This is a genomic window from Propionivibrio limicola (assembly GCF_009469695.1).
GTDB lineage: Bacteria > Pseudomonadota > Gammaproteobacteria > Burkholderiales > Rhodocyclaceae > Propionivibrio > Propionivibrio limicola.
In genome coordinates this window covers 1-15,730 of sequence record NZ_SSSR01000002.1, presented here as the reverse complement: position 1 = coordinate 15,730, position 15,730 = coordinate 1, and the positions used below count along the sequence as shown (strand labels likewise).

The window sequence follows — 15,730 nt, the reverse complement described above, 5'->3', positions numbered from 1 at the left end:
TGCTACCCCTTGGCCTTGGCATGCGCCGGCCGGAAGGCCTGGCAAAAGGCGTCGTTGCTTTCGAGATACGCGCCTTCGATCAGATCGATACAGTAGGGAATGGCCGGAAAAGCGGCTTGCAGGCAGTCGTCGATGGCCGATGGCTTACCGGGCAGATTGACGATTAGACTCCGGCCGCGCACCCCGGCCGTCTGGCGCGAGAGGATCGCCGTCGGAACGAACTTCAGCGACGCCGAGCGCATCAGCTCGCCGAAGCCGGGCAGCATTTTCGTGCATACCGCCTCGGTCGCTTCCGGCGTCACGTCACGCAAGGCGGGGCCGGTGCCGCCGGTGGTCACGATCAGACTGCAGCCTTCGACGTCGGCCATGTCGATCAGCGCCGCTTCGATCAACGGTTGTTCGTCGGGAATCACCCGCGCCACCGCGACCCACGGGCTGACGAGCGCCTGCGCCAGCCAGTCGCGGATTGCCGGACCGCCCTTGTCTTCATAGACGCCCTGGCTGGCGCGGTCGGAAATGGTCAGGATGCCGATACGTGCGGTCTTCATGCGTCCTCCGTAAAACCTGAAAGATTCTGAAACGCGGTGCCGTCGAGCAGTTGCACCTGCACCACATCGCCGGCGGCAAGGCCGGCGCAGTCGTCGGGCACGACCAGCAAGGCATCGGCGCGCGCCATCGACAGCAAATCGCCGCTGCTCTGCGAGCCAGTCGAAGCCGCCACGTAGCCGCCCACCGTGTCGGGGGTCAGCGTCACGCGGATGAATTCGGTGCGCCCCGGCCGTGTCTTGAGCGGATGCGCGAGACGCGCAGCAATGGTGCGGCGGAACAGCCGCGCCTGCCCCATCAAGCGCCGCAGTACCGGTGCGACGAACTGCTCGAAGCAGACCATGCTCGACACCGGATTGCCCGGCAGTCCGAACACCCATCCCCGCTCGGTGGTGCCAAAGGCGACCGGATGCCCCGGCTTCATTTCGACGCGCCAGAAATGCATCGTCACGCCAAGTTTTTCCAAGGTCGGCCGGACATGATCGTGCACGCCGACCGAGGTGCCGCCTGAGACCAGAAGCACTTCGAAATCGGCCGGATTCAGGCCGCGCCGGAGAAAGGAGGCCAGTTCGTCGGGATCGTCGCGGGCGATGCCGAGCCGCACCGGCTCGATGCCGAGCGCCTGCACCTGCGCCATCAGTGCATAGCTGTTCGAGTCTGGAATCCTATCCGGGTCGAACGGCGCATCGAGCGCCTCCAGTTCATCGCCGCTCGACAGGATAGCGACGCGCGGCCGTCGGACGACCTTCACCCGGGCGCGCTTGACCGTCGCCAGCACGCCGACAACGCCCGGCGTGATTTCCGTTCCCGCCGCCAGCACCACGTCGCCCTCGCGCATGTTTTCGCCGCGCACGCGGATGTCGTTACCGGCCTTCACCAAGGAAGCGAACTCGACACGGCCATCGGCCAGCGGACGCGAATCCTCGACGCGAATCACCGCATCGGCGCCGACCGGCACCGGTGCGCCGGTCATGATGCGCGCGCACTGACCGGATTGCACGGCGAGCTGTGGCCGATCGCCGGCCTTGATGTCTTCGATCACCGTCAGGGCGACCGCCCCCGCGGCCAGATCGGCGCTGCGCACGGCGAAACCGTCCATCGCCGACACGTCGCACGGTGGCAGATCGCGGTTGGCGCGCACGTCCCCGGCCAGCACGCGGCCGAGCGAGCGCTCGAGCGGCACCTCCTCGGCACCGAGCGGCGATACGTGCTGCAGGACGCAGGTCTGCGCCGCCCCCACGGAAAGATTCGTCTTATGGGTCATTGCGCTCAAAGAATTTCCTTTCGCTGATTGTTCCTCGCCACGGCCACATCGGCCGGCGTATCGAGGTCGACAAAGCTGGCGAGTTCCGGATCGGCCGCCAGCAGGCTTTTTTCATCGACACGGCAAACGAGCAACCGTTCCAGCGCCGCGCGCAGACTGTGCTTGCCCGGCCCGGCCAGCGTCGCGCGGAGCGAAGGCAACGCCGCCACCGCATAAAACGCGGCCAGCGGCTGCGGACAACCACCTACAACCGGCACAACCGCCTCAAAGCCCTCGCGCCGCGCCGCCAGTTGTTCGACCAGCGCCGGACTCACGAAAGGCATGTCGGCGGCCACGGCGAAGACCCAGCCGGTTTTTGCTTCAGCAAGCCCGGCACACAAGCCGGCCAACGGCCCGGCGTCGGGGAATGCGTCGAACACCTGCGGCACGTCGACGTCGGCACGCGGCTGGCGCACGCTGACCAGCACCCGAGGAAACACCGCCTGCATGCGCTCAATGGCGCGTTGCAGCAAGGTCTGCCCGTCCAATGTCAGCGCCGTCTTGTCGAATCCCATGCGGCGCGAATCGCCGCCGGCGAGGATCAGCGCCGTGCAGTCTTCAATCATGGCTGCCTATAGTGGAGCAGAAAATCGGCCAGCCCGGCCACATCGTCGAGCGCGAAATGCGGCAATTCCGGATAGACCTCGGCACAATCGGTGAAGAGGGCGATCAGCCCGTCCGCCAACGTGCACCGCGGTGGCTTGGCGCAGGCGCGGCGCAACACCTCGATCTTCGGCCCCGCCGCCTGCGAGAAGCCCTCGGCCAGCACAAGGTCGGCTTCGCCGAGGAATCGTTCGGCCAGTTGCTGCGGCTCGCGCCGGTCGACGGCATCGGCGACCAGCTGCAGCGCGGTGGTCGTCACCAGCATGCTCATCGCCGCACCCGCCTGCTTGTGACGCCAGCTGTCCTTGCCCTCGGTGTCGAGGGCAACCTTGTGGTGCGCATGCTTGATCGTCGCCACGTTGACGCCGCGCCCGGTCAATTCCGGAATGAGCTTCTCGACGAAAGTCGTTTTACCAGCATTGGAGTGGCCGACAAAGATGAAGACGGGCGGTGTCATGCGCGAACCTTAGAGGCGTCAACACCTCCCCCTTCAAGGGGGAAGGTCGCGACAGCGACGTTTGCGATTGGACGGCTGGGTGGGGAATGGGGTTGATCGGAGGATGAGCCGCGCGTTGCCCCGAAATCCGCCCCCATCCCCCTCCTGACCTCCCCCTTGAAGGGGGAGGAATGGTTATGCACAGCGTTCAGCGCTTCCAGAATCACATCAAGTACCGCATCGGTCTCTTGCAGGACTTCGTGATTCCAGAAGCGCAACACGCGCAACCCAGCTTCGGCTAACCGCTGATCGCGCAAACGATCGCTCTCGCTTTCCAGATGCTGGCCGCCGTCGACCTCGACAACCAGCGACTTTTCGAGACAAACGAAATCAAGAACATAATCGAGAAACGGATGCTGCCGCCGGAACTTGCAGCCGGCGAGCTGGCGGCCGCGCAGACGGTGCCACAGACGTTGCTCGGCATCTGTCATGCGGTTACGCAGCGTTTTCTGCAGCGAATTCCCTACGATTGACGGATTCGTCAGCCCTTTCATGGATGCGGCGTCACCCACGCTTCGCCACTCGGCGTGATTTCCTTCTTCCAGATCGGTACGCGCGCCTTGAGTTCGTCGATCAGCCAGCGGCAGGCGTCGAGCGCCGGGGCGCGGTGTTCGGCGCCGGTGGCAATGAAGACGATGTTATCGCCGGCGCGCACGGCGCCCAGCCGATGAACGATACGCGCCTCGATCAGGGCAAAGCGGGCGATGGCCTCGGCGCGCAGCTTTTCGAGTTCGGCGAGAGCCATCGGGCGGTAGGCATCGAAGCCGATCTCGCACACTTCGCGCCCCTCGGAAAAATCGCGCGCGCAGCCGAGAAAAGTGGCGATGCCGCCGATGCGTTGCGAGGTAGCGCGCAGGGCGCGGATTTCCTCGTCCTGCGAAAAATCTTCCAATTGGAGACGAACGGCAGCGCCCATTTCAACCTCCCGAAAAGCTCGACATGAAGACGACTTCCGCGCCGTCGGCCAGCGGCGCCCCTTCCTCGTCGCGCACACGCTCGCCGTTGACGGCCACAATCGACACCAGCGCAAACGCCTCCGGATGTCGCGGCTGCAGCTCGTTGCGCACGTCCTGCCAGCGCAGGCCATCACGATACGGCAGCTCGATCTGCCGCGCACCGATGCAATCGGCCACCGGCCCGAAGAACAACACCCGGATCATTTGTACTCCCCGCGCAACCACACGCCGCTCTTGCCGCCGCGCTTTTCTTCGAGCTGGACGTTCTCGATGCGCATGCCGCGGTCGATCGCCTTGCACATATCGTAGATGGTGAGCAGCGCGGCGCTCACCGCGCACAGCGCCTCCATCTCGACGCCGGTCGGGCCGACGCAACTGGCGGTCACCGTCGCCCGGATGCCGAGGCAGCCCTCCTTGTCGGCGTCGAGGATTTCCTCGAACTGGACGTCCACCCCGGACAGAGGCAGCGAGTGGCACATCGGGATCGTCTCCGGCGTGCGTTTGGCGGCCATCACGGCGGCGACGTCGGCCACCGCCAGCACGTTGCCCTTGGCGACGGTGCCGGCACGGATGCGCTCCAGCGTCGCCGGCCGCAGGCGCAAAACGCCGCTCGCGATGGCGACGCGATGGCTGTCCGGCTTCGCCGACACATCGACCATGCGCGCCCGGCCGGCGAGGGAAAAATGCGTCAAGTCGTTGCTGTCACTCGTATGGCTCAAGGGTGCTCCCGCTCGGAAAAGTCAGCCGCCAATATACGACATCTCGATACGCTTCACGGGTTGCACCGTCGCCGCATGACGCAACTGCGAATAGCGGTCGGTGCGCCTCGCCCAAACCTCGGCAATCCGCTGGCGCAGGGCCGCGTCGCTCTCGCCGCCACGCAACGGACCGCGCAGGTCGCTGCCGGCGGTGGCGAACAGGCAGGTGTAGAGCTTGCCGTCGGTCGACAGGCGCATCCGGCTGCAGTCGTGGCAAAACGCCTGCGTCACCGAGGCGATAACGCCGATTTCGCCGCCGCCGTCGATGAACGACCAGCGTTTGGCCACTTCGCCGGCGTAGTTCGGATCGACCGGCCGCAACGGGTATTCACGATCGATCCGATTCAGAATTTCCCGCGCCGTCACCACATCGTCGAGTCGCCAGCCATTGGTCGTACCAACGTCCATAAATTCGATGAAGCGCAGGATGACGCCGTTGTGACGGAAATGGCGAACGAGCGGCAGGATTTCGCCCTCGTTGACGCTGCGCTTGACCACCGTATTGACCTTGAGCGGCGCCAGGCCGACCGCCTGCGCGGCGGCGATGCCTTCGAGCACCTGCGCCACCGACGCCGTCGAATCGCTCATGCGCCGGAAGGTCGCTGCGCTCAACGCGTCGAGGCTGACGGTCAGGCGCGTCAGACCGGCATCCTTCAACGACTGCGCCTTCTTCGCCAGCAAGGTGCCGTTGGTGGTCATGGCGATTTCCAGCGGCTGGCCGTCCGTCGTCGGCAAGCCCGCGAGTTGCTCGATCAGGCGTTCGACGCCGTGGCGCAACAGCGGCTCGCCGCCGGAAAGGCGGATCTTGCGTACGCCAAGATCGATGGCCAAGCGGGCCAGACGGGTGATTTCCTCGAAGCTCAGCAGCTCGACGCGTTGCAGGAAGATGAAGCCCTTGCCGAACACCTCGCGCGGCATGCAGTAGGTGCAGCGCAGGTTGCAGCGGTCGGTGACCGAAATGCGCAGGTCACGCAACGGTCGCTGCAGGGTATCGGTTACGGCGGACTTCAGCGGATTTGCGTCATTCACACGGAGCTCCAAGAAGGCGACGAGGAAAAACCTGGCTCGCACGCTCAACGCCCTACCCAGGCAATCGCAACGTTCCGGAAACGGCAGGCATGCCACGGCCACATGCCCACGAACCAGCTAAAAGGACCCCACGGACGGACGGCAGTTCCCTACGCCACCTGTCACAGAAAAAATGTCCCAAACACGCCAAAAGCGGGCGACAAAAAAACGGCGCGCCTTGACAGCTCGGCAATTCCGAAACCGGCGCTGTTTTTGCTTCACGTTTCTCATGACCCCACGGCACGCCCCCTCCGACAACACACGACCGCCGCACCTGCACGACTGGCTCGATTCGCTGTTGCACCAACAACACGCCAACCCGCCATCCGGCGGTTTTACGCCTCGCCAGCTGGGCAAGGGAGAGCTACTCTCCACCCCGTCCGCCACTCGGGATCAGGTGTTCATCGTCCATGCGGGGCGCCTGCGTGTTTACCTGACCGACACCAATCGCGAACTCACCCTGTGCTTTCTCGAACCGGGCGAGATTTTCACCACCCACACGCCGACCTATCTGCAAGCCGTAGTGCCGAGCAGCATTTTCGTCACCGACACAACCAGCTTCTCGCACCGTTTGGCACGCGACGCCTCGATCACGCCGGTCATGATGCGCGTGCTCGGCCGGATTCTCTCCAACTCGGTCGATCTCATCGCCGATCTCGCCTTTCGCGAAGTACCGCAGCGCCTCGCCCGCTTCCTGCTCGGCCGCGTTCACCGCTGCGGCCAGCCTTGCGACGAAGGCTGGCTGATCGAACTCGAACTCTCGACCGAGGACATCGCCAGCTTGCTCGGCACGACCCGCCAGACCGTCTCATCGCTGATCAACCAATGGGAGCGCGACGGCCTTCTCGCACGGCGCGGCCGCCGCACGCTGGTCATTCCAGCGCCGGACGCGCTCAGCCGACACATCGGCGATGGCGATGCCGCGAATTGTCGGCCAGCCGACAGACTCGGCTAGACGCCTGCCCTAAACTGCGTCGAACCATTTGATTTGCAAGGAGCCACCATGAGCTGCAGCTGCCAACAGAAAACCGACCGCTACAAAACCTTCGACGGAATCGACTGTGACGGGAACGCGCGAAAAGTCATGGAACTGATCGAAAAGAACATGCAACTGGTCGAGCATGATCTACCGTTCTGGACTTACTTCATGAAGAAGCGCCAGCCGCGCAGCGGCCCCAAACCGGACGACCTGTTCCTGATCCATTGCCATATCAACCAGGTGCGCGACCTGTTCGACAAGACCGGCGACAAAGAGGCCCAGGGCCTGCTCGTCCAGCTGGAAGAAGAGTGCTGCTGAGGCCAGTAAAACAAGAAAATTTTGCAAATAATCATGGCCTTGGCGAGACTTCACAGGTACAATCCGGCCCTCCTGAATTTGTGGTTATTGCGCGGCGGCCAAGCGGCCTCCTGCAATATTCGCTAACCTTTTATTTTTTCAAGGAGTTCCAATGTCTCACCCGACCGGCAACCCGGCCAATCCCGCACCTCTCGGCCTTCTCGGCTTTGGTCTGACCACCATCCTGCTGAACTTGCACAACGCGGGGTTCTTTCCGCTGACCAGCTCGATCCTGGCCATGGGCATCTTCTTCGGCGGCATCTCGCAAATGATCGCCGGCGTGCAGGAATGGAAAATCGGCAACACCTTCGGCGCTACCGCCTTCACCTCCTACGGCGCTTTCTGGCTGACGCTGGTTGGTCTGATCGCCCTGCCGAAGATGGGCTTTGCGCCGGAAACCGGCACCTCCTTCGCCGCCTACCTCGGCGTCTGGGGCATCTTCAGCTTCTTCATGTTCATCGGCACCTTCAAGCTCTCGCGCTGCCTGCAACTGATCTTCGGCACGCTGGTCATCCTCTTTGCGTTGCTGACCATCGAAAAAGCCACCGGTAACGAAGCGATCGCCCACATCGCCGGCTACGAAGGCATCGTTTGCGGCAGCCTGGCGCTCTACTGCGCCGTTGCCCAGGTGCTGAACGAAGTTTACGGCCGCATCGTGCTGCCGCTCGGCGCACCGAAGTAATCCGGATTCTTCGCCCAAAAAAGCCGGCCGCTGCAATGTGGCCGGCTTTTTTTCGTCCGCACATCAGACATCGGCACCGCTAAAATGCGGCCGTTACACCCACCAAACATCGTCAAAACGGAAATCTCATGGAATGCAAAGTCAAATGGATTGATGGCGGAATGTCGTTTGTCGCCGAGACCGGCAGCGGCCACGCCGTCGTGATGGATGGCGCGCCGGAAGCGGGCGGCCGCAATCTGGCGCCGCGGCCGATGGAAATGCTGCTCGCGGGCGCAGGCGGCTGTACGGCATTCGACGTCGTCATGATCCTCAAAAAAGGCCGTCACGCCATCACCGCCTGTGAAGTCAGCCTGCAAGCCGAACGCGCCGAGGTCGATCCGAAGGTATTCACCAAAATCCACTTCCACTTTGTGGTCAAGGGCAAACAGTTGAAGCCGGAAGCGGTGGAACGCGCCATTGAACTCTCAAAGGGGAAGTACTGCTCGGCCTCGATCATGCTCGGCCAAACCGCTGAAATCACGCACGATTTCGAGATCATTGAAGGCTAAAATAGCCAGCACTTCACGCGCCTTTGGGCACCCACAAAAGCCGCCAGCATTTGGCGGCTTTTTTACATCCGTCAGACGTAATAGGTCAGACTCGTCATGACCTTTGCGGCCGCGCGCATCCCTTGCCGGACAACCGACGGCAACGGGCGCGCCCCGAGTTGCTCGGCCTTCTCGGCATGCGCCACTTCGTCGGCTTTCATCTGCTCGACGATCGCCCGTGACTTGGCATCGGCGGTCGGCAGTTCCGACAGATGGTGATCCAGATGCGCTTCGACCTGACGTTCCGTCTCGGCAAGAAAACCCAGACTCCAGTCATCGCCGCACTTGCCGGCCACCACGCCAAAGGAGAACGCGCCGGCATACCAGAACGGGTTGAGCAAGCTCTTGCGTCCGCCCAGCTCCGAGATACGGTGCTCGGTCCAGGCCAGATGCTCGGTTTCCTCCTGGCCGGACTTCTTCAACTCGTCCCGGACATGCGGATCACGGCAGGCCAGAGCCTGCCCCTGATAGAGTGCTTGCGCGCAGATTTCACCGACGTGGTTGATACGCATCAGCGCCCCGGCATGCGTCCGCTCGGCTTCAGTCAACTCGTTGCCGGGAGCCGCGCCGCCCGGAACGGGGCGCACCGTCGGCGCGGGAACGAAAAGAGTACGCAGCGCCTTGTCAAATTCGATGATCAGCGAATCAATCATGCCAGAGCCCCTTTCTTTTCAGGGTCGCATTTCGGATGTCGCCCCACCACTCCGCAACACCCGCCGCACATCCTCAGCGTCGCGAAGCGTCGGCGCATCGATGATGCAAAAGAAGTTTGCAAATAGATCAATCCGGTAATCATTGGTTCCGCCCCGGATCTTCGTCCATGCATTGCTGCGCGCCCTGGACCACGTCTTGTCGCTGCGACCGAAAGCATAGACGCGTCGCTCGCCCGTCAGGCAGCGCATACCCTCATAACTGATGTTCTGCGCCCCCGAGTCGCTGACAATGACGAGGGTGTAGCGGATCACCCCATCCGCACCGACGGAAATCGAGTTGCCGTCGACCATGAATTTCTTGTCGCTGACCGAGCCGACCTTGAACGGGATCAGGTTCGCCGATTCGGGAAACGTCGGCAACTGCACTTCGATTTCACGCCAGGGTTTCTCTTCCTCATCGAAATCGCTGTCGAACCCAACCGCGCCCACCTGCGCCGAGAACCATACCAGCGCAACAATGGACAGAACCGCCCTTCTGAAAAACCCCGTTCGGATCATCGGCACCTTACCCTTATAAATGAAAAGTAACGCCGGACGCCTGATTACTTTCCCGAGAGCCCGGCAGCCCCGTGCGATTTTTCCCGATCGCGCCGTACACGGCGATGGTCGGCATCGAGATAGCGCGCAAGTTCATTGAGCGCCTGCTCATAAACATGACGCTTGAATTCAATTACCGAGTCAAGCGACACCCAATAGGTGTTCCAGCGCCAGGCATCGAATTCTGGGTGGTCGCTGGCGCGCAGGCAGACATCGCTGTCGCGCCCGACGAGGCGCAACAGAAACCAGATCTGCTTTTGCCCCCGGTAACTTCCACGCCATTCGCGTTTGACCCAGTGGGTCGGCACATCGTAACGCAACCAGTCTTTTGTGCGGCCAAGGATGGAGACATGCTCGGGACGTAACCCAACCTCTTCGTAAAGCTCCCGATACATCGCCTGCTCGGGAGTCTCTCCCCGATTGATTCCGCCCTGCGGAAACTGCCACGAATGCTCCCGGATACGCTTTCCCCAAAAAACCTCGTTTTTTGCGTTACATAGAATGATGCCGACGTTCGGGCGATAGCCTTCGCGATCGAGCATTTTGATAACCTGCCAAGAATGTTAGTTGGTCGATATTCTTTCATATTTCAGGGGCCAAGGAAAGTTTGGCGCCTTGCCGGAAGCCCTGCCGAAGGGCAATAGAGAGCCCGATCGGAACAACAAAAAACACACCGAATCAACCTGTTTTCGCGCCACAGACAATCGCGCGCATCGCGTTCGGCAGGTCAGTCTTGTAGAATCCGTTTCTTTTCACGAACACATAAGCCAACCCCATGCGCACCTCGAAATTCTTCATTTCCACGCTCAAGGAAGCCCCGTCCGACGCCGAAATCGTCAGTCACAAACTGATGATGCGTGCCGGCCTGATCAAACGCCTCGCCGGTGGCATCTATACATGGATGCCGTTGGGCCTGCGCGTACTGCGCAAGGTCGAAAACATCGTCCGCGAGGAAATGAACACTGCCGGGGCCATCGAACTCTCCATGCCGGCCGTGCAACCGGCCGAACTCTGGCAGGAATCCGGGCGCTGGGAGAAATACGGCCCCGAGCTGCTGCGCCTGAAAGACCGCCACCAGCGCGAATTCGTCATCGGCCCGACGCACGAGGAAGTCGTGACCGACGTCGTGCGCAAGGAAGTGAAGAGCTACCGCCAGTTGCCGCTGCACTTCTACCAGATCCAGATGAAGTTCCGCGATGAAATCCGGCCGCGCTTCGGCGTCATGCGCGGCCGCGAATTCCTGATGAAGGACGGTTACTCCTTCCACACCAGCTTTGAAGACCTGCAGCGCGAATACGCCAACATGTACGACACCTACACGCGGATATTCCAGCGCCTCGGCCTGCAATTCCGCGCCGTTGCCGCCGACACGGGATCGATCGGCGGCACCGGCTCACATGAATTCCACGTCCTCGCCGACTCGGGCGAAGACGCGCTCGCCTATTGCCCCGCCTCCGGCTATGCCGCCAACGTCGAACTGGCCGAAGCCTTGGCACCGACTCAGACGCGTGCCGCCGCAACCGCAGCGATGACCAAGGTCGCCACGCCAAACAAGACCAAGTGCGAAGATGTCGCTGCCTTCCTCAATGCGCCGCTGACGCAGATGGTGAAAGCCATTGCCATCATGCGCACACCGGAAGAAGACACGGCCCCGCAATTCGCCCTGCTCCTGCTGCGCGGCGACCATGATCTCAACGAAATCAAGGCGCAGAAGGTTGTCGGCGATTTCCGCTTTGCCCGCGACGAGGAAATCGTCGAGGCGCTCGGTTGCAAGCCGGGTTACATCGGCCCGGTCGGCATCGGCAACATTCCGGTCTATACCGACCGCGCTGTCGCCGTGATGAGCGACTTCATCTGCGGCGCCAACGATGCAGGCCATCACCTGACCGGTGTCAACTTCGGTCGCGACCTGCCGGAACCCACAGCCGTCGCCGACCTGCGCGATGTCGTCGCCGGCGACCCGTCGCCGGACGGCCAGGGCACGCTCGAACTCTGCCGCGGCATCGAAGTCGGTCACATCTTCCAGCTGCGCAAGCGCTACGCCGAAGCCCTCAAGTGCGCCTACCTCGACGTCAACGGCCAGAGCCAGACCATGGAAATGGGCTGCTATGGAATTGGCGTCTCGCGCATCGTCGGCGCCGCCATCGAACAGAATCACGACGAGCGCGGCATCATCTTCCCGAAGGCGATCGCCCCGTTCGAGGTCTGCATCGTGCCGATGGGCTACGCCAAAAGCGAAGCGGTCAAGGAAGCCACCGACAAGCTCTATGCCGACCTCAAGGCGGCCGGCGTCGACGTGCTGCTCGATGACCGCAACGAACGCCCCGGCTCCATGTTTGCTGACATGGAGCTGATCGGCATCCCGCACCGCGTCGTTGTCGGTGAGCGCGGCCTTGGCGAAGGCAAGCTGGAATACAAGGGTCGCACCGATGCCGAAGCGCAGATGGTGTCGGCCGAGACGGTTGTCGAGTTCCTCAAAGCGAAACTGTGCGCCGCCTGAGCTTTCTCCTCGTTTTGCTGCTCCCGGCCATGGCACTGGCCGGGGCACAGAAATACGAGCCGCTGTCGGCCAGCGTGCGAGCCGCGCTCTCACGCTCGCTGGCCGATCAGGCGCCGCCGAAAAGCTCGTTCCGCGACCCGATCGAAGGCATCGAATGGCTCACCGAGATGTCGCGGCGACTCGAAAAACGCATCCCCGACCGGGACAACCGCCTCGAATTCCTGCGCGCCGTGCACTATGAGGCGACGCGCGCCGGACTCGACCCGCAGCTGGTCCTCGGACTGATTCAGGTGGAAAGCGGCTTCAAGAAATACGCTGTCTCATCGGCCGGCGCCCGCGGCTTCATGCAGGTCATGCCGTTCTGGATGAAAGTGATCGGCGGCACCGAGGACAACCTGTTCCACCTGCGCACCAACCTGCGTTACGGCTGCACGATCCTGCGCCACTATCTCGACATCGAGAAGGGCGACCTGTACCGCGCGCTCGGCCGCTACAACGGCAGCCTCGGTAAGCCGCAGTACCCGAACCTTGTCCGGGGCGCCTGGCACGGCCAGTGGCTTTACAACAGCCGCCGTCTGGCGGCGGCCAACGAGGGGAAACGGGCGACGCCGTAACCCCCGGCAGGCTCGTCAGCGCATGCCCGGCATCATGCCCTTCATGCCGCGCATCAGCTTGCCGATACCGCCCTTGGAAAACTGCTTCATCACTTTCTGCGTCTGCTCGAACTGCTTGAGCAGACGATTGACTTCCTGCACCTGAACGCCAGCCCCGGTGGCAATGCGCCGCTTGCGCGACGCCTTGATCAATTCCGGCTTGCTGCGCTCGTCCGACGTCATCGAATTGATGATGCCTTCGATGCGCCGGATCATTTTATCCTCGGTCCCGACCGGCAACTGGCCCGCCGCCTGGGCAAACTGCGCCGGCAGCTTGTCGAGCATCGACGTGATGCCGCCCATCTTGCGCATCTGGCCGATCTGGTCCTTGAAATCGTTCAGATCAAAGCCCTTGCCCGACTTCAGTTTCTTGGCGAACTCGACGGCCTTCTGCTCATCGATCCCCTTGCGCGCATCCTCGATCAGCGACAGCACGTCGCCCATGCCGAGGATTCGAGACGCCATCCGCTCCGGATGGAACGGTTCGATGCCGCCCAGCTTCTCGCCGACGCCGGCGAACTTGATCGGCTTGCCGGTGATATGGCGCACAGACAGCGCCGCGCCGCCGCGCGAATCGCCGTCGAGTTTGGTCAGGATGACGCCAGTCAGCGGCAGCGCATCGCTGAACGCCTTGGCCGTGTTGATCGCGTCCTGACCGAGCATGGCATCGACGACAAACAAGGTCTCGATCGGTTTGAGCGCCGTATGCAACTCGGCGATTTCCTTCATCATCGCCTCGTCGATCGACAAGCGGCCGGCCGTGTCGACGAGCAGAACATCGTGGTAGTGGCGCTTGGCCCAATCGACCGCATTGCGTGCGATATCGAGCGGCTTGTCGGTCGGCAACGAGGGGAAAAAGTCGACGCCGGCCTGTTCGGCCACCGTCTTCAACTGCTCGATCGCGGCGGGACGATAAACGTCGCAGGAAACGACCAGCACTTTCTTCTTCTGCGTCTCGCGCAGCAGCTTGGCGAGCTTGCCGACGGTGGTGGTTTTACCAGCCCCCTGCAAACCGGCCATGAGCACGATGGCCGGCGGCGTCGTCGCCAGATTGAGGCCGGTGTGCGCCTCGCCCATCAGCGCCGTCAGTTCCCGATGCACCACACCGATCAGCGCCTGCCCCGGGCTCAACGAACCGATCACCTCCTCACCGACCGCCTTTTCCTTGACGGCAGTGATGAAGGCCTTGACCGCCGGCAGCGCGACGTCGGCCTCCAGCAGCGCCAAACGAACCTCGCGCAGGGCATCGGCAATATTGTCTTCAGTCAGGCGCGCTTCGCCGCGCAGCGTCTTCATTACGCGGGCAAGGCGTTGGGTCAGGTTGTCGAGCATTTGATTTCCGGCTTGGTGTAAACTCAAAAAATGCCGGATATTCTACTGCACCTTCTGCCGATGATTGCGCCGATTGCGGCGAGCGTGCTTTACGCCGCGCTCGCCTTCCACTTCTGGCGCTCCCGCTGGCAAGCCCCCGGCTTCACGAAGAAAACACCGGCTGCCTGGGAACGCCCGGCGACCCTCACCGCCCTGGCAGTGCACGCGCTCCCGCTTGCCGACAGCCTGTTCGACGCAGACGGCATGCATTTCTCCTTCAGCCTGGCCTTCTCGCTAATGCTCTGGCTCGCGGTAGCCATTTACTGGCTCGAGGGACGGCACTCACGCGTCGACGGACTGCAGCCGCTGGTACTGCCGCTGGCCGCCGCCAGCGTTCTCTTGCCCCTCATCTTCCCGCAACGACACCCGATTGCCCACGCCAACGCCTGGGGCTTCATGCTGCACTTCCTGACCGCCATGCTGGCTTACAGCCTGTTCACCCTCTCGGCGCTGCACGCCATCTTCATGGGGCTCGTCGAGCGCAGGCTGCATCACAAGAACCTGTCGCCATGCCTCGACCACCTGCCGCCGCTGATGACGCTCGAAACGATGTTGTTCAGGATGATCGGCGTCGCCTTCACCCTGCTGACCGCCGCACTCGCCAGCGGCCTCATCTTCTCGGAAGCCATTTTCGGCAAGGCCATCACGCTCGACCACAAGACGCTGTTTGCCTTTGCTTCCTGGGGAATCTACGCTGCCCTGTTGCTTGGCCGGCACATCTACGGGTGGCGCGGCCGGGTAGCGCTGCGCTGGACGCTGGCGGGATTCGCGCTGCTTTTCCTGGCCTACATCGGCAGCCGTTTCGTGCTCGAAGTCCTGCTTGGGCGGATCGGCTGATCAGGCACGGCATAATTGACGACTTGCGTTGACAACGGCAGGTTTAGCGCTAAGAATATCAGCCCCCTTGATACAACCCGCACGGAAAGATCATGCAGAGAAGGATGCTGAAGTCGAAGCTGCACCGCGTAACCGCCACTCATTCGGAGTTGCACTACGAAGGTTCCTGCGCCATCGACGAAAACTTGCTCAGAGCCGCCAACATTCTCGAAAACGAAGAAGTCGACATCTGGAACATCAACAACGGCGAGCGGTTTACGACCTACGCCATCCGCGCCGAAGCAGGATCGGGCATCATCTCGGTCAATGGCTCTGCCGCGCGCCGCGCGGCCCCCGGCGACCTGCTGATCATTGCCACCTTCGGCATTTTCGACGAGCAGGAAATCGCCGAACACAAGCCGTCGCTGATCTACGTCGACGAGAAGAACAACATCGTTCGTACGAGCAACGCCATTCCGGTCCAGTCCGAAGCCTGCTGAGCCACACCGCGCAACGCACCTGCGAGCGATCCTCAAAGCCTCGGCCGCCTCTCCAGCCGAGGCTTTTTACTTTAGTCTGCCGGGAAAAACCGCCCCCAGACCGAATCATCCTTGCAACTTCATTGCCCACCCTTACACGGAACACCGCCATGACACGCATCTACAACTTCAGCTCCGGTCCCGCCATGCTGCCGCAGGCGGTCTTCGAACAAGCCCGTGACGAACTGCTCGACTGGCACGGTTCGGGCATGTCGGTCATGGAGATGTCGCACCGCGGCAAGGAATACATGAGCATTCAGGCCGAC

General features: G+C 62.4%; 22 protein-coding genes. 9 read left to right on the top strand and 13 right to left on the bottom strand.

All coding sequences use genetic code 11. The annotated features are described in order from the left end of the window. Window positions 1-2: 2 nt before the first annotated feature. The 9 genes from mog to moaA are packed head-to-tail and all read right to left on the bottom strand — an operon-like array spanning window position 3 to window position 5,691. Window positions 3-548 (bottom strand): molybdopterin adenylyltransferase, encoded by a 546-nt coding sequence (gene mog, locus GH659_RS02095; RefSeq protein ID WP_153109091.1) that lies wholly within the window; start codon window positions 546-548, stop codon window positions 3-5. After that, window positions 545-1,810 carry a molybdopterin molybdotransferase MoeA gene (locus GH659_RS02090; protein WP_153109428.1) on the bottom strand — a complete coding sequence of 422 codons (1,266 nt, stop codon included), beginning with the start codon at window positions 1,808-1,810 and terminating at the stop codon, window positions 545-547. The genes mog and GH659_RS02090 overlap by 4 nt, the downstream gene beginning before the upstream one ends. 5 nt (window positions 1,811-1,815) lie before the next feature. After that, window positions 1,816-2,415, bottom strand: a complete 600-nt coding sequence (gene mobA / locus GH659_RS02085) for a molybdenum cofactor guanylyltransferase (protein WP_153109089.1) — start codon at window positions 2,413-2,415, stop codon at window positions 1,816-1,818. Next, window positions 2,412-2,909 (bottom strand): molybdopterin-guanine dinucleotide biosynthesis protein B, encoded by a 498-nt coding sequence (gene mobB / locus GH659_RS02080; protein ID WP_153109087.1) that lies wholly within the window; start codon window positions 2,907-2,909, stop codon window positions 2,412-2,414. The genes mobA and mobB overlap by 4 nt, the downstream gene beginning before the upstream one ends. After that, window positions 2,906-3,442 carry an endonuclease domain-containing protein gene (locus GH659_RS02075; protein WP_153109085.1) on the bottom strand — a complete coding sequence of 179 codons (537 nt, stop codon included), beginning with the start codon at window positions 3,440-3,442 and terminating at the stop codon, window positions 2,906-2,908. The genes mobB and GH659_RS02075 overlap by 4 nt, the downstream gene beginning before the upstream one ends. After that, on the bottom strand, window positions 3,439-3,864 hold the full coding sequence (locus tag GH659_RS02070; RefSeq protein WP_153109083.1) for a molybdenum cofactor biosynthesis protein MoaE: 426 nt from the start codon (window positions 3,862-3,864) through the stop codon (window positions 3,439-3,441). Before GH659_RS02070 ends, GH659_RS02075 begins: the two co-directional genes overlap by 4 nt. A gap of 1 nt (window position 3,865) precedes the next feature. Then, on the bottom strand, window positions 3,866-4,108 hold the full coding sequence (locus tag GH659_RS02065) for a MoaD/ThiS family protein (RefSeq protein ID WP_153109082.1): 243 nt from the start codon (window positions 4,106-4,108) through the stop codon (window positions 3,866-3,868). Next, complete coding sequence (gene moaC, locus GH659_RS02060) at window positions 4,105-4,623, bottom strand: cyclic pyranopterin monophosphate synthase MoaC (protein ID WP_211364075.1); 519 nt, start codon at window positions 4,621-4,623, stop codon at window positions 4,105-4,107. The genes GH659_RS02065 and moaC overlap by 4 nt, the downstream gene beginning before the upstream one ends. Window positions 4,624-4,644: 21 nt before the next feature. Beyond that, window positions 4,645-5,691: a GTP 3',8-cyclase MoaA gene (gene moaA, locus GH659_RS02055; protein ID WP_281349697.1), complete on the bottom strand. Its 1,047-nt coding sequence runs from the start codon at window positions 5,689-5,691 to the stop codon at window positions 4,645-4,647. Between the two features lie 268 nt (window positions 5,692-5,959). On the opposite strand from moaA, the gene GH659_RS02050 reads away from it, so the two are divergent. From GH659_RS02050 to GH659_RS02035, 4 genes are all read left to right on the top strand, one after another. Continuing rightward, complete coding sequence (locus GH659_RS02050) at window positions 5,960-6,685, top strand: Crp/Fnr family transcriptional regulator (protein WP_153109080.1); 726 nt, start codon at window positions 5,960-5,962, stop codon at window positions 6,683-6,685. 48 nt (window positions 6,686-6,733) lie between these two features. Continuing rightward, window positions 6,734-7,027: a N(2)-fixation sustaining protein CowN gene (gene cowN, locus GH659_RS02045; RefSeq protein ID WP_153109078.1), complete on the top strand. Its 294-nt coding sequence runs from the start codon at window positions 6,734-6,736 to the stop codon at window positions 7,025-7,027. Window positions 7,028-7,178: 151 nt separating this feature from the next. Then, window positions 7,179-7,748 carry an acetate uptake transporter gene (locus tag GH659_RS02040; RefSeq protein ID WP_153109076.1) on the top strand — a complete coding sequence of 190 codons (570 nt, stop codon included), beginning with the start codon at window positions 7,179-7,181 and terminating at the stop codon, window positions 7,746-7,748. A gap of 128 nt (window positions 7,749-7,876) precedes the next feature. Beyond that, window positions 7,877-8,296 (top strand): OsmC family protein, encoded by a 420-nt coding sequence (locus tag GH659_RS02035; protein WP_153109075.1) that lies wholly within the window; start codon window positions 7,877-7,879, stop codon window positions 8,294-8,296. A gap of 71 nt (window positions 8,297-8,367) precedes the next feature. Here GH659_RS02035 and coq7 read toward each other — a convergent pair whose 3' ends face one another. The 3 genes from coq7 to GH659_RS02020 are packed head-to-tail and all read right to left on the bottom strand — an operon-like array spanning window position 8,368 to window position 10,127. Continuing rightward, window positions 8,368-8,988, bottom strand: a complete 621-nt coding sequence (gene coq7, locus GH659_RS02030) for a 2-polyprenyl-3-methyl-6-methoxy-1,4-benzoquinone monooxygenase (RefSeq protein WP_153109073.1) — start codon at window positions 8,986-8,988, stop codon at window positions 8,368-8,370. Between the two features lie 18 nt (window positions 8,989-9,006). Then, complete coding sequence (locus GH659_RS02025) at window positions 9,007-9,546, bottom strand: CNP1-like family protein (protein ID WP_153109071.1); 540 nt, start codon at window positions 9,544-9,546, stop codon at window positions 9,007-9,009. A 44-nt stretch (window positions 9,547-9,590) separates the two neighbouring features. After that, window positions 9,591-10,127: an RNA pyrophosphohydrolase gene (locus GH659_RS02020; protein WP_153109070.1), complete on the bottom strand. Its 537-nt coding sequence runs from the start codon at window positions 10,125-10,127 to the stop codon at window positions 9,591-9,593. A gap of 233 nt (window positions 10,128-10,360) precedes the next feature. Here GH659_RS02020 and GH659_RS02015 point away from each other — a divergent pair, with 233 nt between their 5' ends. Next, window positions 10,361-12,085, top strand: coding sequence for a proline--tRNA ligase (locus GH659_RS02015; RefSeq protein ID WP_153109068.1), 1,725 nt, complete (start codon window positions 10,361-10,363; stop codon window positions 12,083-12,085). Between the two features lie 29 nt (window positions 12,086-12,114). Beyond that, window positions 12,115-12,699: a lytic transglycosylase domain-containing protein gene (locus GH659_RS02010; RefSeq protein ID WP_153109425.1), complete on the top strand. Its 585-nt coding sequence runs from the start codon at window positions 12,115-12,117 to the stop codon at window positions 12,697-12,699. 15 nt (window positions 12,700-12,714) lie between these two features. Here the strand turns inward: GH659_RS02010 and ffh are convergent, their stop codons facing one another. Next, window positions 12,715-14,070 (bottom strand): signal recognition particle protein, encoded by a 1,356-nt coding sequence (gene ffh, locus GH659_RS02005; RefSeq protein ID WP_153109066.1) that lies wholly within the window; start codon window positions 14,068-14,070, stop codon window positions 12,715-12,717. Window positions 14,071-14,100: 30 nt separating this feature from the next. Between ffh and GH659_RS02000 the strand changes: the two genes are divergently transcribed. From GH659_RS02000 to GH659_RS14985, 3 genes are all read left to right on the top strand, one after another. Next, window positions 14,101-14,946, top strand: a complete 846-nt coding sequence (locus tag GH659_RS02000) for a cytochrome C assembly family protein (RefSeq protein ID WP_153109064.1) — start codon at window positions 14,101-14,103, stop codon at window positions 14,944-14,946. 104 nt (window positions 14,947-15,050) lie between these two features. Next, window positions 15,051-15,425: an aspartate 1-decarboxylase gene (gene panD, locus GH659_RS01995; protein WP_246167645.1), complete on the top strand. Its 375-nt coding sequence runs from the start codon at window positions 15,051-15,053 to the stop codon at window positions 15,423-15,425. A 149-nt stretch (window positions 15,426-15,574) separates the two neighbouring features. Beyond that, on the top strand, window positions 15,575-15,730 hold a 156-nt coding region (locus tag GH659_RS14985; RefSeq protein WP_153109060.1), incomplete at its 3' end, for an aminotransferase class V-fold PLP-dependent enzyme.